Genomic DNA, 17,242 nt, shown 5'->3' on the forward strand with positions numbered 1-17,242 from the left:
TATTAAATAAAAATCAATAACATTAATATAATAATGCTACCTATGACCATTGAAACCATATACCATCGTATCTGTCCATTTTCTAGGCTAACAATATATGAGTTTATTTTTTTAATTCCCCACATTATCCAGTTGTCCCATATCGCTAATGGATCCTTTTTCAGGAAATCCGCTAGATAGATATAAGGTTTTACGAAGATATTGTTCAAGACAAAATCAAATCGCCAATTGCTTTTACATAATCTTCCTAAAAATTTGACCATCGGAGTATTAAGTATTTCATGAACCTCACTATTAAGATGCCCATAAAGAATATAAGCAATAACTAAACTCAATAAAGTCACTGCACTTAATAATATCCGAAATGGTAACTGTTCCTGAGTATCAAGATGGGCTATTGGAATTATTCCTTGTATTGGCAATGGGAAATAAATAAATAATGCAGTAGTAAATATTAACAATATAAAAATTGGAAAATAATTTATCGTTTTAATTTTTATAATATGATCCATTTTATGGGTATGATGGAAAACTAAAAAGATTATGCGCCAAATGCCCAAACTTGATAATAAAACACCTAATAAACCTATGGTGCCAGCCATCAAGCTATCTTGTGCCATTAATCTCCAAATAATATCGCCTTTAATATAAAAAGATGCAGAAATATAAGGGAATGCACTAAGTGAAAGCATTATAATTAGAAAAATAGCATATAATATTGGGTTAGATTTTAATAAACCACCAATTTTGCTAATGTCTCTTTCACCTTGGCATTGTTTTAATAAAATTGCTGAAGCTAGTATTAATAATGTACTGGTTACAGAATAATTTATTAAACAATTTAATGATAAATTCCAACTTTGAGTTGAAAAGGCAAAAAACAGGTAACTAATTTGAGCTAAATTAATATAGGTTATAATTCGTTTTATATCATTTTGAACCAAAGCAATACTACTAGCAAATATAATAGTTAAAGATGCAAATAAAAGCATTATATAAAGTGTATCACTAGACATCATAAACAAATTGCTTAATCTTAAAACAAGATAAACTCCGGCCAATATGACTGTTGAAGACTGTAATAAAGCAACAGCTGGCATTGGTGCTAATGTGGTTTCTGTGAACCATGTATGCATTGGAAAAAGAGCCGATTTACTCATAGCGCCAAGGAACAACATAATGGTGATCCAAAAGATAATATCTGAATCGATAGCTAAATCGTTATGTGCTTTAAATAAAATCTCGCTGATTTTTAATGTTTCTACTGTTTGATAAAGTAAAAATATACCAATAATTAGAAATATGTCGGTTAAATGCATCATAACAAAAGCTTTAACGGCAGCATAACCATTACGAGCCTGTTTGTAATAAATACCAATAAGTAAGTAAGTGCTTATACTCACACCTTCCCAACCGAGTAGCATCACAAACAAATTATCAACAAGCACAACTGTTAACATGCTAGTTATGAGTAAATTACTATATGCATAGAAAGTATAAATATCTTCTCGTGATTTTAGATAACAGGCAGCAAAGATAGAGATCAATAAACCAAAGAAAGAAATTAGCACTAAAAAAGTTAGCGATAACCCATCCAAAGTTAAGGAAATCGGAACTTCAAAATCACCGACAGAAAACCAAGTCCATAGATTTCTTGTATAAACGAGTGTCATATCTGGGACGGTATTGGTAGAAAAATCAATACATGAAAATATTGTTATTAAACCAACAATAAATATAGTACTAATTCCGATTAACTTAACATTAATGGATTGTATTTGTCGCCCAAAACAAACCTGTATTAGAAAAGATAGTAATGGAACAATGATAGTTAAATAAAGTAAATTCATCCTTTCATTTCGCTCAATGAATCAATATTAAAGTTTTTACGTCGATAAATTAATTTAACAAGTAAAGCAAGCCCGACACATATTTGAGTTAAGACAGTAATTACAGCTAAGATAGCTAAAACGCCACCATCTGATTGCTGCCAATAACTACTCGCGACAAACAAAGCTGCTATTGCTCCATTATTCATGATAATAAGGCTTAATAATAAAAAATAGAGATTTCGTCTAATCATTACACCTAACAGCCCGATTACAAACAAGATAGAAGCAAAAATTAGCCCATGCATAAGTGGTATCACGTTATTTCTCCGAAAACATTCGATGCATAAAATGATAAGATATAACTACTGCACCTAATAACAAAAATGCAGCTAACTCCGTCATCAAAATATAAGCATAGATAGACATTTGATGCATTAATTCATGTGTTTCTTTAAGTTGTGAATAGTCAGTGCTTACTACACCATATATAAGAATAACTAACAATATGAATGCCAAAACTAATGGCCCCAACCAAATCTTAGGACTTATGCCATGTTTATTATTTTCAACATTATCATTACGAATTTTAAGCTTTAAAGAAACACCCCAAAAAAGGATTATGCCACCGCAAATAAAAAAGAGGATATATAAAGCAGCTGAAATATATGTTTGTAACAGAATAAATATTAATGCTGATGCAAAAAGTGAAATAGCGAGATATAAAATTGCCTTCTCTACCCTTCTACAAAAAATCACTTTTAAACTAGCAATAATAGCTATTATCGATGCAATATAAAAAACAACGATCATTAGATAATCCAATACTTATTCATAATGATATTAGTATATACCCAATCGACGACAATATACAGTTTACTAACGTTTCGTTAATACAAAAAATTCTTTCTAAATAATTTATTATCTTTATATAGTCAACAGAATGTCATTTTTACCAAATATAATAAAAACGATGGAAATAATAAAAACTATAAGATTTTATTATTTAAATTCAATACAACATTGTTATAAAGTATATATCCTGAGCAATTAACTTATATTTATACCTTTTTCTTTAATTTTTGATCATACAGCTTAAAGGCTCTTAGGCAAAATATAAACAAAGTAGAGAATAGAATGAATAGCCAATACTCATCAATGCGAAGCAACGTCAATATGCTAGGTACATTATTGGGCGATGCAATTAAACGAGCAACAGGGAATGAAACTTTCGATTTGGTCGAAAAAATAAGGCAGTTATCAAAATCAGCTCAACAAGGTAACAAACAAGCACATAATGAATTACTAAGATTGATTGAAAATCTTAATGATCAAGATTTACTCCATGTTGCACGTGCGTTTAATCAATTTTTAAACTTAGTTAATACTGCTGCTGAGTATTATGGAATTTCACCACATGGGGAAGCATCGAGCAGCCCTAAAAAAATGACCGAATTATTTAAAACACTTAAAAATTTAAATTTCGCGCCTAAAACAATTGAACAAGCTATTGATAATTTATCTATTGAGTTAGTGCTTACTGCACATCCAACTGAAATCAATCGCCGAACAATGATTAATACTTATACCGCTATTAATAATTGTTTGTCACAACTTGATCATAACGATTTAGCGGATTATGAAAGAGAACGTATCATGCGTCGCCTTAAACAACTTGTTTGCCAAGCATGGTACACCGACGAAATTCGTAAAAAACGCCCTACTCCTCTTGATGAAGCTAAATGGGGATTCTCTGTAATTGAAGATAGTTTATGGGAAGGCGTCCCGTTATTCTTACGTGAGTTTAATGACCAATTAGTTGATGCATTCAATGCTGAACTATCTGTTGAACATGTTCCAGTGAAATTTACCTCTTGGATGGGGGGAGATCGAGACGGCAACCCAAATGTAACAGCTAAAGTTACAGGAAGGGTGATGTTGCAAGCTAGATTAAAAGCAATTGAACTATTTTTAGCTGATATTCAAATTTTAGTTCGTGAATTATCAATGACTGAATGTAGCCAATCAGTCATTGACTTATTAGATGAACAAAATAAAACAGCATCAGAGCCTTATCGGGCTGTAATGAAACAGTTACGTTCACGTTTAACTAAAACCCATAGCTACATAGTTGCATTATTAAATAATGAACAAGTTTTAGCACCTAATGATCTTTTAATAAAGAATGAACAATTATGGACACCACTTTATACATGTTATGAATCATTAATTGAAAACGGAATGTCAACTATTGCTCATGGCCCACTATTAGATACATTAAGACGTATTAAAAGTTTTGGATTGCAATTAGTTAGATTAGATATACGTCAAGATAGTTCAGTGCATACTGAAGCGTTAGACGCCTTAACTAAAGAGTTAAACTTAGGCAGCTATGCTTCATGGTCAGAAGAAGAAAAACAAGAATTTTTATTAACCGAATTACAATCTAATCGACCATTACTACCCTATAATTGGCAACCAGATGAAATGGTTAAAGAAGTATTAGACACTTGCCGTGTTATCAAAAAAGCAGGTGAAGAATCGATTGCGTCTTATGTCATTTCGATGGCAAAAGCACCTTCTGATGTCCTAGCTGTTTACTTACTTTTAAAAATTGTTGATTGCCAAAAAAATATTCCTGTTGCGCCTTTGTTTGAAACCTTAGAAGATTTAAATAATGCAAAATCTGTTATGCAAAAGCTTTTAGATATTCCTTGGTATCGTGAAAAAATCAATGGCAAGCAGATGGTTATGATTGGCTATTCTGATTCAGCAAAAGATGCAGGAACTCTCGCAGCATCATGGGTACAGTATCGTTCACAAGAAGAATTAGTTAATTTATTTGAACAATATAATGTTAACTTGGTGTTATTTCATGGTCGTGGAGGTTCAATCGGACGGGGAGGCGCTCCTGCTCATGCAGCTTTGCTGTCACAACCACCAGGATCATTAAAAGGTGGCTTACGTGTTACAGAACAAGGTGAGATGATTCGGTTCAAACTTGGTTTACCTGAAGTTGCACTTAGTAGCTTAATGCTTTATGCATCAGCTATATTACAAGCTAATTTATTACCACCACCTGAACCGAAGCAAGTCTGGCGTGATATTATGGATGAAATGTCTGATTATTCATGCCAATGTTATCGTAGCTACATAAGAGAAAAAGCTGAATTTGTTGATTATTTTAGATCAGTTACACCAGAAACCGAACTTGGAAGATTACCTCTAGGCTCTCGACCACAAAAACGTCGTACCGGTGGAGGAATAGAAAGTTTACGAGCAATTCCGTGGATTTTTGCTTGGACTCAAAATCGCCTAATGGTTCCATCATGGCTAGGTGCAGGAAGCGCACTTAGGCAAGTTATCAATGAGGGCAAAAAAGAACAACTTAAAGATATGTATCATAATTGGCCATTTTTTAATGCCCGATTAGGTATGTTGGAAATGGTTTACGCTAAAGCGGCGCCGAATATTCATGAGTACTATGAACAAAGGCTAGTTTCTCCTACATTATGGCCATTAGGAGAGGAGTTAAGAAATTTATTAACCGAAGATATTAATACCGTATTAACGATTACTGATGATATTAGCTTGATGGCAGACTTACCTTGGATTGCGGAGTCTGTTGCATTACGTAATACATATATTGAACCACTTAATTTATTACAAGCAGAATTATTAAGTCGTTCTCGTAAAAATGATAACGAAAATACTATAGTTGAACAGGGATTAATGATTACCATTTCTGGTATTGCGGCAGGAATGCGAAATTCAGGATAAGAAAAAAGGGCTTATTCGCCCTTTTTATTTTTTTTAGCTATCTCTTCTAAATAAGCTTTAGCGTCGGTATCCCCTTGCTCACTAGCTTTAGTAAACCAATAAACTGCTAGGTTATTATTTTGTTTAACGCCTTCACCTTCTAGATATTTAATACCTAAATTATATTGCGCATCAACACTTCCTTGCTTGGCTGCTTTGGTATACCAATCTATTGCTTTTTGTTCATCTTTAGGAACACCCCCGCCAACATCATACATAACCGCTATATTATATTGTGCATCAGCGTTACCACCTTCAGCAGCTTGAGTAAACCAATATGCGGCTTGAGTGTTATCTGGTCTTGTTCCTGTTCCAGTTGCATACATAATGCCTAAATTGTACATTGCTAGTACATAACCGCGTTCGGCAGCTTGAGTATAAAAATAAAGGGCAGCAACATTATCCTGAGTTAAACCGTCACCAGTTTGGGACATTAATCCTAAATAGTAGTGTGCTTCTGGATTGTTATCTTTTGCGGCTTTACTAAACCAATCAGCCGCTACCAGGCGATCTTTATCAACGCCATCACCCGCAAAGTACATAATGCCTAAATTTAAATAAGCATCATAAATACCTTGATCGCCAGCTTGGGTAAAATAATCAATTGCGGTAGACGTTTTTTTTTCTACGCCTTCACCATTTTTATACATCAAAGCTAAATTATATTTAGCTAAAGCATAATTTTGATCGGCAGCCAATTTAAACAATTTGAATGCCTCAGATAAATTAGCTTTAGTCCCTAAACCATTTTGGTACATATAAGCTAAATTATTTTGAGCTTTAGCTAAACCTTGATCAGCGGCTTTCTTAAACCAGAAAAAAGCCTTTAGATCATTAACCTCAACCCCTAAACCCTGCTTATAAATTGTTCCTAGCGTATATTGTGATTGCATATCACCCTTTTCAGCAGCAATTAGCAACGAAGGAATTAATGAACTAGGGTCACTTACTTTTAACTCAGTATCCGATTGAGTTTTAGCTTCGCTTGCAACTGCTCCACAAGAGATAGATAACACAAAAGCCAATATAATTTGAAGTTTTTTCATAATTTTTTAAATGTCATAATATTAGCAATAATTATACATAATTGATTAAAAGGGGAATAGTTTTGTTTTTTTAAATATACTTTTTTTTATTATTTAATTGAAAGTTAAAGTTATTCAAATATTGTAAATATTATTAAATCGCTTAATCGGACTCATTATAAAAAAATATAATTAATTATTTAACAAAAGCTATCACAATCCAAGTTCATCCCAAATTTCATCAATATGAGCGACTACTTTAGCATCTTTAGTAATAATTTTACCCCACTCACGATTAGTTTCACCCGACCACTTGTTAGTTGCATCAAGTCCCATTTTAGAGCCTAAACCGGAAATAGGTGAAGCAAAATCCAGATAATCAATTGGCGTATTATCAACAAATGTTGTATCTCGATGTGGATCCATTCTTGTCGAAATAGCCCACATAACATCTTTCCAATCTCTAGCATTAATATCGTCATCACAAACAATAATAAATTTAGTATACATAAATTGTCTTAAATAAGACCATACACCCATCATCACTCTTTTAGCATGCCCTGGGTATTGTTTTTTGATTGTCACAATGGCAATACGATAAGAGCAACCTTCAGGAGGTAGATAAAAATCAACAATTTCAGGAAATTGTTTCTGTAATATCGGGATAAATACTTCATTTAATGCTAATCCCATTACAGCCGGCTCATCTGGAGGTCTACCCGTATATGTAGAATGATAAATTGCATCTTTACGTCTGGTTAAATGTGTAACTGTAAAGACAGCAAATTTTTCTACTTCATTGTAATAACCAGTATGGTCACCATAAGGCCCTTCAACAGCTTGCTCATGGGGATCAATATAACCTTCTAAAATAATTTCGGCGGCTGCAGGAACTTCTAAGTCATTTGATAATGATTTGACCACTTCTGTTCGGCTATTACGCAATAATCCAGCAAAAGCATATTCTGATAAGGTATCTGGTACTGGTGTTACTGCACTTAATATTGTTGCAGGATCAGCCCCAATAGCTACACTAATAGGAAATTTTTCATTTGGATAAGATTGTTGCCATTCAGCAAAATCAAGTGCCCCACCTCGATGTGACAACCAACGCATGATTAATTTATTTTTACCTAGTAGCTGTAATCGGTAAACACCTACATTTTGACGATCTTTATGTGGTCCTTTAGTTATAGTTAGTCCCCAAGTTACAAGTGGAGCTACATCATCTGGCCAACAATGCATAATAGGTAATTGAGTTAAATCGATCTCATCATTTTTAAATATTAATTCCTGACAAGGCGCTGAGGAACGCCGTTTTACCGGCATATTTAGAACTTGTTTATATTTAGGTAATATATTAAAAAATTGTCGAATACCTTTGGGTGGCTCTGGTTCTCGCAAAAAAGCTAGTAATTCACCAATTTCTCTTAATTCTGTAGTCTTTTCTCGCCCCATTGCCATAGCAACTCGTTTAGCTGTTCCAAAAAGATTGCAAAGTACAGGAATGTCATAGCCAATTGGGTTTTCAAATAATAGAGCTGGTCCCTGAGAGCGTAAAACTCTATCAGCTATCTCGGTCATTTCAAGATAAGGGTTAATTGGATAAGTAATGCGTTTTAATTCACCTTGCTGCTCAAGGTAATCTAAAAAATCACGAAAATTAGACAACGACATTATTACTCCTTTTAACTCTCGCTATTAAAATACTAATTGATGAAGATTAACTAATCTTCATCAAAGTTCTCACTATATATGGGAAGTTGTTTTGTTTGATTACATTCAACGATTTTAGGTAATAATGCTTCAAATTGTTTTTGGTCAACTTCAATAAGTTCGTTTTTATCAACTTGATAAAATAGATAAAACTCTGATTTATCATCAGTTTGTATCGATGCTAACCAATAATTACGATCTTCACTATTTTCATTTGTAAAAATTTTAATAATGCTATTTTCTCTTTTTTCAGGTTGATTAAATAACTTGTAATCAATAATTTTTTCAGCAATTTGTGAATCATATTCATCAAAAATTAAAGCTTCTTCTTTAGTTACTTTGCATTTTTTTATATTTATTTCTGCATGACTGACAGATATTACAAAAAACAAGCTGAATAACGAAATAACATAATGGCTAAGTTTCATTTTGGATCTCTTGTATTAATTTTTATCAATTGAACCAATTTTACTAATAGCCTCACAATTATTTGGCGATATAGTAAGATTGGCTGCACTATTTATAGTTAACCATTGATAAGATAAATGTTCAGTAAGCAATGGCGTTATTTCATCATTAAGAGCTAAATAAAACCAATGTTCTTTATTTATCTTTACTTCTGGTGCGTACCGATATCTAAACTGAGGAAAAATTTCAAACTCAACCGTATGTTTTGCATCAATTAATTTAAGATTTTCTCCGCTAATATCTATACCAGTTTCTTCAAAAACTTCACGAATTGCCGTATCTCTAGGTAATTCATTATCTTCCATACTACCTGTAACTGATTGCCAAAAATTAGGATCATCCTTACGTTGCAACATAAGAACACGCAAAGTCCGTTTACAATAAATAACGACTAATACTGACTCAGGGTTCTTATATTTTTGCATATAAATATCGCTATTTTTTGCTCACTTCTATACCTAATTCCATTAAAGCTGTAGGATTTGCAGGACTAGGCGCATCAGTTAATAAACATGTTGCTGCAGTCGTTTTCGGGAAGGCAATAACATCTCGAATATTATCTGTTCCAGTTAACAGCATAGTTAATCTATCTAGGCCAAATGCTAAACCCGCATGAGGTGGCGTACCATATTTTAATGCATCAAGTAAAAATCCAAACTTTTCACGCTGATCATGTTCATCAATTCCTAAAATAGAAAAGACAGCCTGCTGCATTTCACTGCGATGAATACGTACAGAACCACCGCCAACTTCATAACCATTGATTACCATATCATATGCATTAGCTACTGCATTTTCAGGATTGCTAATTAATTGCTCTGGAGTAAAATCTTTTGGTGATGTAAATGGATGATGCATTGCACTTAAGCCTTCGTCAGTTTCCTCAAACATAGGGAAATCAACAACCCAAAGTACCGCCCACTTACTCTCATCGGTAATACCTAAATCTTTACCAACTTTCAAACGCAATGCACCTAATGCATCACTCACTACTTTATAACTATCCGCACCAAATAATAAAATATCACCATCTTTAGCATTGGCACGATTAAGTAATGCTTCCATTTGAGGTTCATTAAAAAATTTAGCTACTGGGCTTTGCACACCTTCAAGGCCTTTACTACGATCATTAACTTTGATCCAAGCCATACCTTTAGCACCATAAACTGAAATAAATTGCGTATAATCATCTAATTGTTTACGTGTTAGTTGGGCTCCATTTGGAACGCATAATAAAGCCACTCTTCCTTTAGGATCATTTGCTGGTGTTGAAAATACTTTAAAATCGATATCTTTAACCAAATCCGCCACATCAATAATTTCAAGCGGATTACGTAAATCAGGTTTATCACTCCCATAACGACGCATTGCCTCAGCAAAAGTCATAATTGGGCATTTGCCTAAATCAATATTTTTAACATGCAACCAAAGTTCACGTATCATTTTTTCCATGATTTCGCGCACTTGTTCAGCTGTCATAAATGAGGTTTCAACATCTATTTGTGTAAATTCTGGTTGGCGATCGGCTCGTAAATCTTCATCACGAAAACATTTAACAATTTGATAATAACGATCAAATCCAGACATCATCAGTAACTGTTTAAACAGTTGTGGAGATTGAGGAAGCGCATAAAACTCACCATTATGAACTCGACTTGGAACAAGATAATCTCGAGCACCTTCTGGTGTTGCTTTGGTTAACATTGGTGTTTCGATATCTAAAAAACCATGCTCATTCATAAATGAACGGACAAATGCCGTAATTTTTGCGCGAGTTTTAAATATAGTCGCCATTTCTGGACGGCGTAAATCTATATAGCGGTATTTTAAACGCTGTTCTTCACTATTATTTTGGTTGAAATCAAGCGGTAAAACATCACTACGATTAAAAATCACAAGCTCAGTCGCTAGTATTTCAACATCACCAGTTACCATATCTTTATTAATTTGGCCCTCTGGTCGTGCTCTTACTTTTCCTTTAATTTGAATACAAAATTCATTACGTAATTCGCCAGCTAATTGATATGCTTGTTGATAATCAGGATCAAAAAAAACTTGCACAATTCCTTCACGATCACGCATATCAATAAAAATCATCCCACCTAAATCTCGGCGTTTATTAACCCATCCACATAGTGTGACTTCTTGATTAATATAACTTGCGTTTAGCTGTCCGCAATAAATTGTTCTCATTAAAAATATCCTGTGTACAGTTGTCAAAAATAATAATTATTATAGAGCAATTTATCAGGGGATAAAGACTATGTTTGAAAATAATCACTATTTAATTTATTTATACTCGATTTATTATAATAATTTTACTTTATACATTTTTTTACAAACTATTTTAAATTCAATTAGATAATAAATATAAAATCGTTTTATCTTGATAAGCTTTTAAAATGATTTATTTAAGAGCTTGTCTTATCAGATATTTATTACTAAGCTTTAGTATTATTTGGATATTGCTCATATGATATGAAAGCTTTAATTTCAATTGACTATACTAATGATTTCATCGCTGACGATGGCGCTTTGACTACAGGTTCTGTTGGGCAACAAATTGAGTCAGAAATATTAAATTTAACTAAATCATTCATCCAAAATAATCAATTTATCGTTTTTGCGATTGATTCTCATGACCCTTCAGATAAATATCATCCAGAAAATAAACTCTTTCCCCCTCACAATATTATTGGAACTTTTGGGCAACAGTTATTTGGTAATTTACATACTCTTTATCAAAAACATCAGAATTCAGATAATATTTATTGGATGAATAAACGACACTACTCGGCATTTTGTGGTACGGATCTTGATCTACGCTTACGCGAAAGACATATTACTGAAATCCATTTAGTTGGTGTCTGCACAGATATTTGCATATTACACACAGCGATTGATGCCTATGATTTAGGCTACAAATTGATTATTCATCAAAATGCAGTTGCTAGCTTTGATCCAATAGGACATCAATGGGCTTTAAAACACTTTCAAAACACTTTAGGGGCAACCGTAATATAAAATATAGATAAAAATTAAAATAAGGAGCAGGAATGGAAGTTTTACGAGACTATAAATTGCATATAATTGCACTGTTAGTAGTAATTATTTGCGAACTAATCGGTAAACAATCAATATGGATTATCGCCGTTTATCCAATGTTATATGCAATGATCTTCGGCGGTGTAATCAGCCTACCAAAGCTAAAAATATTAACTAATAAAAATATGCAGCATGCCAGTTTAGTGATGATGGTTACATTAATATTACTTATTGCAAAACTTGGTGTGGCTGTAGGTCCTAAAATTGATATGATTTTAAACGATGCCAAGTTAGCCCTAATTTTTCAAGAATTAGGCCATTTCGCAGGAACAATTTTACTAGGATTACCATTAGCTATGTTATTAGGTATGAAAAGAGAGGCAGTTGGTGCAACCTACTCTGTTGCTCGCGAACCTAATATAGCTATTGTTGCAGATAAATATGGGCTAGATTCACCTGAAGGACGAGGTGTTATGGCTATGTATGTATGTGGGACTCTTTATGGTGCAATTTGGATGAGTATCCTTGCAAGCATAATAGCACAATTGAATATTCTTCACCCTTATGCTTTAGCAATGGGAGCTGGAGTAGGTAGTGGGAGCATGATGGCTGCTTCATTGGCACCGATAAGTGATTTATATCCTGACTTATCAGAAAATATCAATGCTTATGCAACAACAGCGAACTTAATGTCTGGTATTGTAGGCATATATATTTATACACTATTTTCTTTGCCTTTCGCTTCTTTCATGTATAACACTTTAGCTCGCCTTCGTCGCAATAAATAAGGAATCGAATATGAAAATTTTAGAAACAATTTTTGTACTTATTTTAGTAGCCGTTATCATGGCAGCAGGTAACACTGTAGGATATGAAATTGATTTTATGCTATCGCTTCAAGCATTAGCTGTGTTAGTTGTCATATCTATTGCAGGATTATTAATAAGTAAATTACCTGTATTAAATAAACTTCCTGTAATTCTATGGGTATCCGTTGTTGCTGCTATTGTATCAGCACCGATATTCCCATATCATCAAGAAGTGGTTGCAATTACAGATCAAGTCTCATTACTTGCTGTTTGTACACCAGTACTTGCTTATGCGGGACTAGCGATTGGTAAAGATCTTGCGCTATTTAAAAATATATCTTGGCGTATCATTCCCGTATCTTTAGCTGTTTTTTCTGGTACGTTTATTTTTGCTGCCCTAATTGCTCAAATTACTTTACATTGGGAAGGCGTTATCTAATTTGGATAAGGATTTTATTTATGACTAAAGAAGAACTAAAGAAAAAAGTCTGCGATGCAATTGCAAATCGAAAAGCAGATATCAAGTCGATTGCTGAAGCAATTTGGTCAGAGCCAGAACTTGGTTACAAAGAACATAAAACAGCTAAAAAAGTAGAAGACGCTTTAGAGAAATTAGGTGTTCCATTTAAAAATAAATTAGCCTTAACTGGTGTTAAAGGTCGATTAAAAGGTGTGAAAGGAAGTAAATATAGCATTGCCATTATTGGCGAGCTCGATGCAATTATTTGTGCCGACCACCCTGCCGCAGACGAAACTTCAGGAGCGGCTCACTGTTGTGGCCATAATGCGCAAATCGCTAATATGATGGCTGTCACTATGGGGCTAATTGACTCAGGTGCAATGCAATTTTTAGCCGGGGATGTGGTACCATTTGCTGTCCCTGCAGAAGAATATGTTGAAATTACCTATCGAAACCGATTAATTGAAGAAGGCAAAATTAAATACATTGGCGGAAAACCAGAATTGATTTCACGAGGTGATTTTGATGATGTTGATATGGCATTACAAATACATTTAACAAGCGTCCCAAATGAACGTCAGGATGGTTTTATTGAAATCTCAACCACAAGTAATGGTTTTATCGGAAAATTAATTAAGTATAAGGGAGAGGCAGCTCATGCTGCGGCAGCCCCTCATGCTGGCGTAAATGCTTTAAATGCAGCTATGATGGGGATGATGGGTGTTCATGCTATTCGCGAAACCTTTCAAGAAAAAGATTATATTCGCTTCCATCCAATTATTACCCAAGGTGGTGACTTAGTAAATGTTGTACCAAGCGATGTAAGAATGGAAAGCTATGTACGAGCAGGTAATGTTCCTGCAATGATTGATGCTAATGAAAGAATCAATCAAGCATTAAAAGCTGGTGCGATGGCTGTTGGTGCAACTTGTGAAATTAAAGATTTACCAGGCTACCTACCATTACATAATAACCCAACACTTAATGACCTTTTAAAGCAAAATGCTGAAAATTTAATTGGTGAAGAAAACGTTTCAATCGCACCACATATGACTGGAAGTACAGATACTGGTGACCTATCACATATTATGCCAGTAAGTCACCCTTGGATTGGTTCGGTTAGAGGTATTTTACATGGAAAAGACTATACCGTATTTGATGAAGATATGGCCTATATTCGCCCTGCTCAAATGATGGCTTGTACCATTATTGACTTGCTCTATGATGATGCGAAACCAGCCGAAACATTAATGGCGAATTACAAACCGTTAATGTCTAAGGAAGAATATTTAAAATTCCTATCGGGTTTTGACAAATAAAGTTAAAAACTTGGCACAATCTTGTGCCAAGTTTATACTATCCACTTCATCATCAACCTTTATAACTTCATATGTTAACGCTTACCGACCAAGAATTGTTTCGTTATGACAGGCAAATAGCTTTGCATGGTTTTGATATTGATAAGCAGCAAGTTTTAAAAAACAGCTCAGTTTTAATTATTGGATTAGGCGGGTTAGGTTGTGCTGCATCCCTCTATTTAGCTGCATCTGGCATAGGCAAAGTGACTTTAATTGATTTTGATACCATATCCGAATCAAATTTGAATCGACAAATTTTATACACGCCAAAATCCATAAATCAATATAAGGTTGATATAGCCAAGCAAAAATTAACTCAAATCAATCCAAACATGATTATTGACACCATTAATCAGAAGCTGGTTGATAGTGAATTAATTACAGTAATCAAACAGCATGATATCGTCATTGATTGCACTGATAATTTAACCAGTCGTGAACAAATTAATCGTTGCTGTTTTCAAGAAAAAAAACCTTTAGTTTCAGGCGCTGCAATTCGAATGGAAGGCTTACTGACTGTATTTAATTATGAAGAAGATCAACCGTGTTATCATTGCTTAAGTCATTTATTTGGTCAAAATCAACTTACTTGTATCGAAGCAGGTGTAATGGCGCCATTAGTCGGTATGTTTGGTTCAATTCAAGCACTAGAGTCCATCAAAGTACTTACCAAGTATGGGAAACCTCTAGTTGGGAGAGTATTGATGGTTGATGGCATGACAATGGAGTTTAACCAAGTTACATTTGCTAAACAAAGTAATTGTATTATTTGTGGAAATCAAAATACTACACAGGTCATAAAATGCAAATAAATCGAATTATTTTAGCACCAATGGAGGGAGTGCTTGATTATCATGTTCGAGAAATATTAACTGAAATTAATAAGTTTGATTATTGTGTAACTGAATTTGTAAGAGTGACCAACCATAAATTATCTAATCGAACTTTCTACCGACTATGCCCAGAACTTCATAATGATGGCAAAACAATATCAGGAACGCCTGTACGTATCCAGCTACTGGGACAATCACCTGAATGGGTAGCTGAAAATGCTGTTAAAGCTATCGAGTTAGGCTCTTATGGTGTAGATATTAATTTTGGCTGTCCGGCTAAAACAGTAGTAGGCAACCATGGCGGTGCTTATTTATTACAATATCCGAATCAAATATATAACATTGTGAATCAAGTTAGAACAGCAATAGGTTCTAATCCCGTATTATCAGTTAAAATTCGATTAGGATGGGAAGATAAATCTCGCTGTTACGAAATTGCAAAAGCAATTGAAAATGCAGGAGCAAATGAAATTGTCATTCATGGTAGAACAAAAATAGATGGATATAAAGCTGATAAAATTGATTGGTCAACAATTGGAAAGATAAAACAAAAACTAACCATTCCAGTTATTGCTAATGGCGAAATTTTTTCTATTGAAGATGCCTACAACTGCATAAAACATAGCCAAACAAATGACATCATGCTTGGCCGTGGGATACTAAATATTCCTAATTTAGCTAATAAAATTCGTTATAAACATTCATCATTAACTTGGCAAGAAGTCATAAAAATACTATTTAGTTATTCGATGACGGCTATTGACGATGTAAAGCCACTTTATCATTCTGCTCGAATTAAACAATGGTTAGCTTATTTAAAACAGCATTATCCAGAAGCATCGGTATTACTTCCTGAAATAAGACAATTAAAATCACAAATTGAAATCTGTGATTTTTTGAAAACTAAATTAAATAATTAATTCGATTCGTTCTGACTCTTTTTAAAATTTGTCATACCGAAATAATATTTAGTTATTTTATTAAGAATTAGAGAAATCAATAAAACAATCAATAATGCTAAAAATAATTTATTAATATGGTTAAATATTGTACCAAACGAATCAATATAGTATTTGGTTGGATTGTTATAAATAATGGTAAAGGTAATATAAACAACGGCTAAAATTAAAATATTTGATATTGATACACTTTTAAAAAGTTTTATATATAGAACTTTATCAGAAAAAATATGAAACCATCGTTTACTCAATACAAGACCCAATAATAAGGCACTCAGATAAATAGTAGTAAAAAAATTAGAAACATCAAATTTATCTAAAAGAGGTTGGTAAAGAAGGTTAAAACCTTTAAGAAATATAAAGCAACTAAAAATAGAAAAAAGAATAAAGTGAATTTCAGAGGAATTTTTTTTAGTCAAAACAAATTCATTTTGATCTTTAACAAAATAAATTTTAGAAAAGTCAATAAAATAATACAAAAGCAAGGCTTCGAGTGAATAACGAATAATAGCAAATGCTAAACTGAATAATATTGAATAAAGGTGATAATTTTGGGGTTTAACGTTTGTATTAATTGCAATGAAAGATGCAACAATTGAATAAATTAACATTAAAATGATTAGTAAAGTTATATTAGCTTTATTAACAATATGAATATGGAAAGAATAAAAGAAGACCGCTAAAAGACCAAAAACCCATAATGCTTCTATAAAACTTTTTTCAAATAAAAACCGAAATAAAAAATCTGATTCAAAAAAGAAATACCAAAACATATTATCTGGAATTGAAGCATTGTGTTGCAAATATAAAAAAGATGTATTCAAAAATGTGCTAAATAAAAAATAAACTAAACATCCTGTTAACGGCAATTTAAAAAAAGATACTTTTTGCATTTAACTTCCTTGTTATCAATACCACAAC

General features: G+C 33.2%; 16 protein-coding genes. 7 read left to right on the plus strand and 9 right to left on the minus strand.

The features are described 5' to 3' along the window. Positions 1–2: 2 nt before the first annotated feature. From GYM76_RS08620 to GYM76_RS08630, 3 genes are read right to left on the minus strand one after another with little or no spacing between them, the layout of a single operon-like run. The gene (locus tag GYM76_RS08620) at positions 3–1,850 is read right to left on the minus strand and encodes an NADH-quinone oxidoreductase subunit L (RefSeq protein WP_220225216.1); all 1,848 of its coding nucleotides are present in this window, start codon (positions 1,848–1,850) and stop codon (positions 3–5) included. Continuing rightward, positions 1,847–2,149 carry an NADH-quinone oxidoreductase subunit NuoK gene (gene nuoK, locus GYM76_RS08625; protein WP_065562424.1) on the minus strand — a complete coding sequence of 101 codons (303 nt, stop codon included), beginning with the start codon at positions 2,147–2,149 and terminating at the stop codon, positions 1,847–1,849. Before nuoK ends, GYM76_RS08620 begins: the two co-directional genes overlap by 4 nt. 1 nt (position 2,150) lies before the next feature. Then, positions 2,151–2,642, minus strand: coding sequence for an NADH-quinone oxidoreductase subunit J (locus tag GYM76_RS08630; protein WP_065562425.1), 492 nt, complete (start codon positions 2,640–2,642; stop codon positions 2,151–2,153). 324 nt (positions 2,643–2,966) lie between these two features. On the opposite strand from GYM76_RS08630, the gene ppc reads away from it, so the two are divergent. Next, a complete protein-coding gene (gene ppc, locus GYM76_RS08635) occupies positions 2,967–5,609 on the plus strand; it encodes a phosphoenolpyruvate carboxylase (protein WP_220225217.1) in 2,643 nt (880 codons plus the stop codon). An 11-nt stretch (positions 5,610–5,620) separates the two neighbouring features. On the opposite strand, the gene GYM76_RS08640 is transcribed toward ppc, so the two are convergent. From GYM76_RS08640 to aspS, 5 genes are all read right to left on the minus strand, one after another. Then, positions 5,621–6,694: a tetratricopeptide repeat protein gene (locus tag GYM76_RS08640; protein ID WP_220225218.1), complete on the minus strand. Its 1,074-nt coding sequence runs from the start codon at positions 6,692–6,694 to the stop codon at positions 5,621–5,623. A gap of 192 nt (positions 6,695–6,886) precedes the next feature. Next, a complete protein-coding gene (gene ubiD, locus GYM76_RS08645; protein WP_220225219.1) occupies positions 6,887–8,350 on the minus strand; it encodes a 4-hydroxy-3-polyprenylbenzoate decarboxylase in 1,464 nt (487 codons plus the stop codon). A 50-nt stretch (positions 8,351–8,400) separates the two neighbouring features. Beyond that, a complete protein-coding gene (locus tag GYM76_RS08650; RefSeq protein ID WP_220225220.1) occupies positions 8,401–8,817 on the minus strand; it encodes a hypothetical protein in 417 nt (138 codons plus the stop codon). A gap of 15 nt (positions 8,818–8,832) precedes the next feature. Then, entirely contained in the window at positions 8,833–9,282 is a 450-nt protein-coding gene (nudB, locus tag GYM76_RS08655; protein WP_065562430.1) for a dihydroneopterin triphosphate diphosphatase, read from the minus strand. Positions 9,283–9,292: 10 nt separating this feature from the next. After that, the gene (gene aspS / locus GYM76_RS08660) at positions 9,293–11,050 is read right to left on the minus strand and encodes an aspartate--tRNA ligase (protein WP_220225221.1); all 1,758 of its coding nucleotides are present in this window, start codon (positions 11,048–11,050) and stop codon (positions 9,293–9,295) included. Positions 11,051–11,335: 285 nt separating this feature from the next. Between aspS and GYM76_RS08665 the strand changes: the two genes are divergently transcribed. The 6 genes from GYM76_RS08665 to dusC all read left to right on the plus strand — a co-directional run bounded on the left by GYM76_RS08665 (position 11,336) and on the right by dusC (position 16,282). Next, positions 11,336–11,881 carry a cysteine hydrolase family protein gene (locus GYM76_RS08665; protein WP_220225222.1) on the plus strand — a complete coding sequence of 182 codons (546 nt, stop codon included), beginning with the start codon at positions 11,336–11,338 and terminating at the stop codon, positions 11,879–11,881. A 32-nt stretch (positions 11,882–11,913) separates the two neighbouring features. After that, positions 11,914–12,690, plus strand: a complete 777-nt coding sequence (locus tag GYM76_RS08670; protein WP_065562433.1) for a DUF3100 domain-containing protein — start codon at positions 11,914–11,916, stop codon at positions 12,688–12,690. Between the two features lie 10 nt (positions 12,691–12,700). Beyond that, positions 12,701–13,150 carry a hypothetical protein gene (locus GYM76_RS08675; RefSeq protein ID WP_220225223.1) on the plus strand — a complete coding sequence of 150 codons (450 nt, stop codon included), beginning with the start codon at positions 12,701–12,703 and terminating at the stop codon, positions 13,148–13,150. A 20-nt stretch (positions 13,151–13,170) separates the two neighbouring features. Beyond that, the gene (locus GYM76_RS08680; RefSeq protein ID WP_220225224.1) at positions 13,171–14,490 is read left to right on the plus strand and encodes an amidohydrolase; all 1,320 of its coding nucleotides are present in this window, start codon (positions 13,171–13,173) and stop codon (positions 14,488–14,490) included. A gap of 71 nt (positions 14,491–14,561) precedes the next feature. Further along, complete coding sequence (locus tag GYM76_RS08685; RefSeq protein ID WP_220225225.1) at positions 14,562–15,341, plus strand: molybdopterin-synthase adenylyltransferase MoeB; 780 nt, start codon at positions 14,562–14,564, stop codon at positions 15,339–15,341. After that, positions 15,332–16,282 carry a tRNA dihydrouridine(16) synthase DusC gene (gene dusC, locus GYM76_RS08690; RefSeq protein ID WP_220225226.1) on the plus strand — a complete coding sequence of 317 codons (951 nt, stop codon included), beginning with the start codon at positions 15,332–15,334 and terminating at the stop codon, positions 16,280–16,282. The genes GYM76_RS08685 and dusC overlap by 10 nt, the downstream gene beginning before the upstream one ends. Here dusC and GYM76_RS08695 read toward each other — a convergent pair. Further along, positions 16,279–17,214: a hypothetical protein gene (locus tag GYM76_RS08695; protein WP_220225227.1), complete on the minus strand. Its 936-nt coding sequence runs from the start codon at positions 17,212–17,214 to the stop codon at positions 16,279–16,281. The two genes, dusC and GYM76_RS08695, sit on opposite strands and share 4 nt — an antisense overlap. Between the last annotated feature and the right edge of the window lie 28 nt (positions 17,215–17,242).

Source organism: Gilliamella sp. ESL0443 (genome assembly GCF_019469165.1).
In the GTDB taxonomy this organism is placed as follows: domain Bacteria; phylum Pseudomonadota; class Gammaproteobacteria; order Enterobacterales; family Orbaceae; genus Gilliamella; species Gilliamella apicola_E.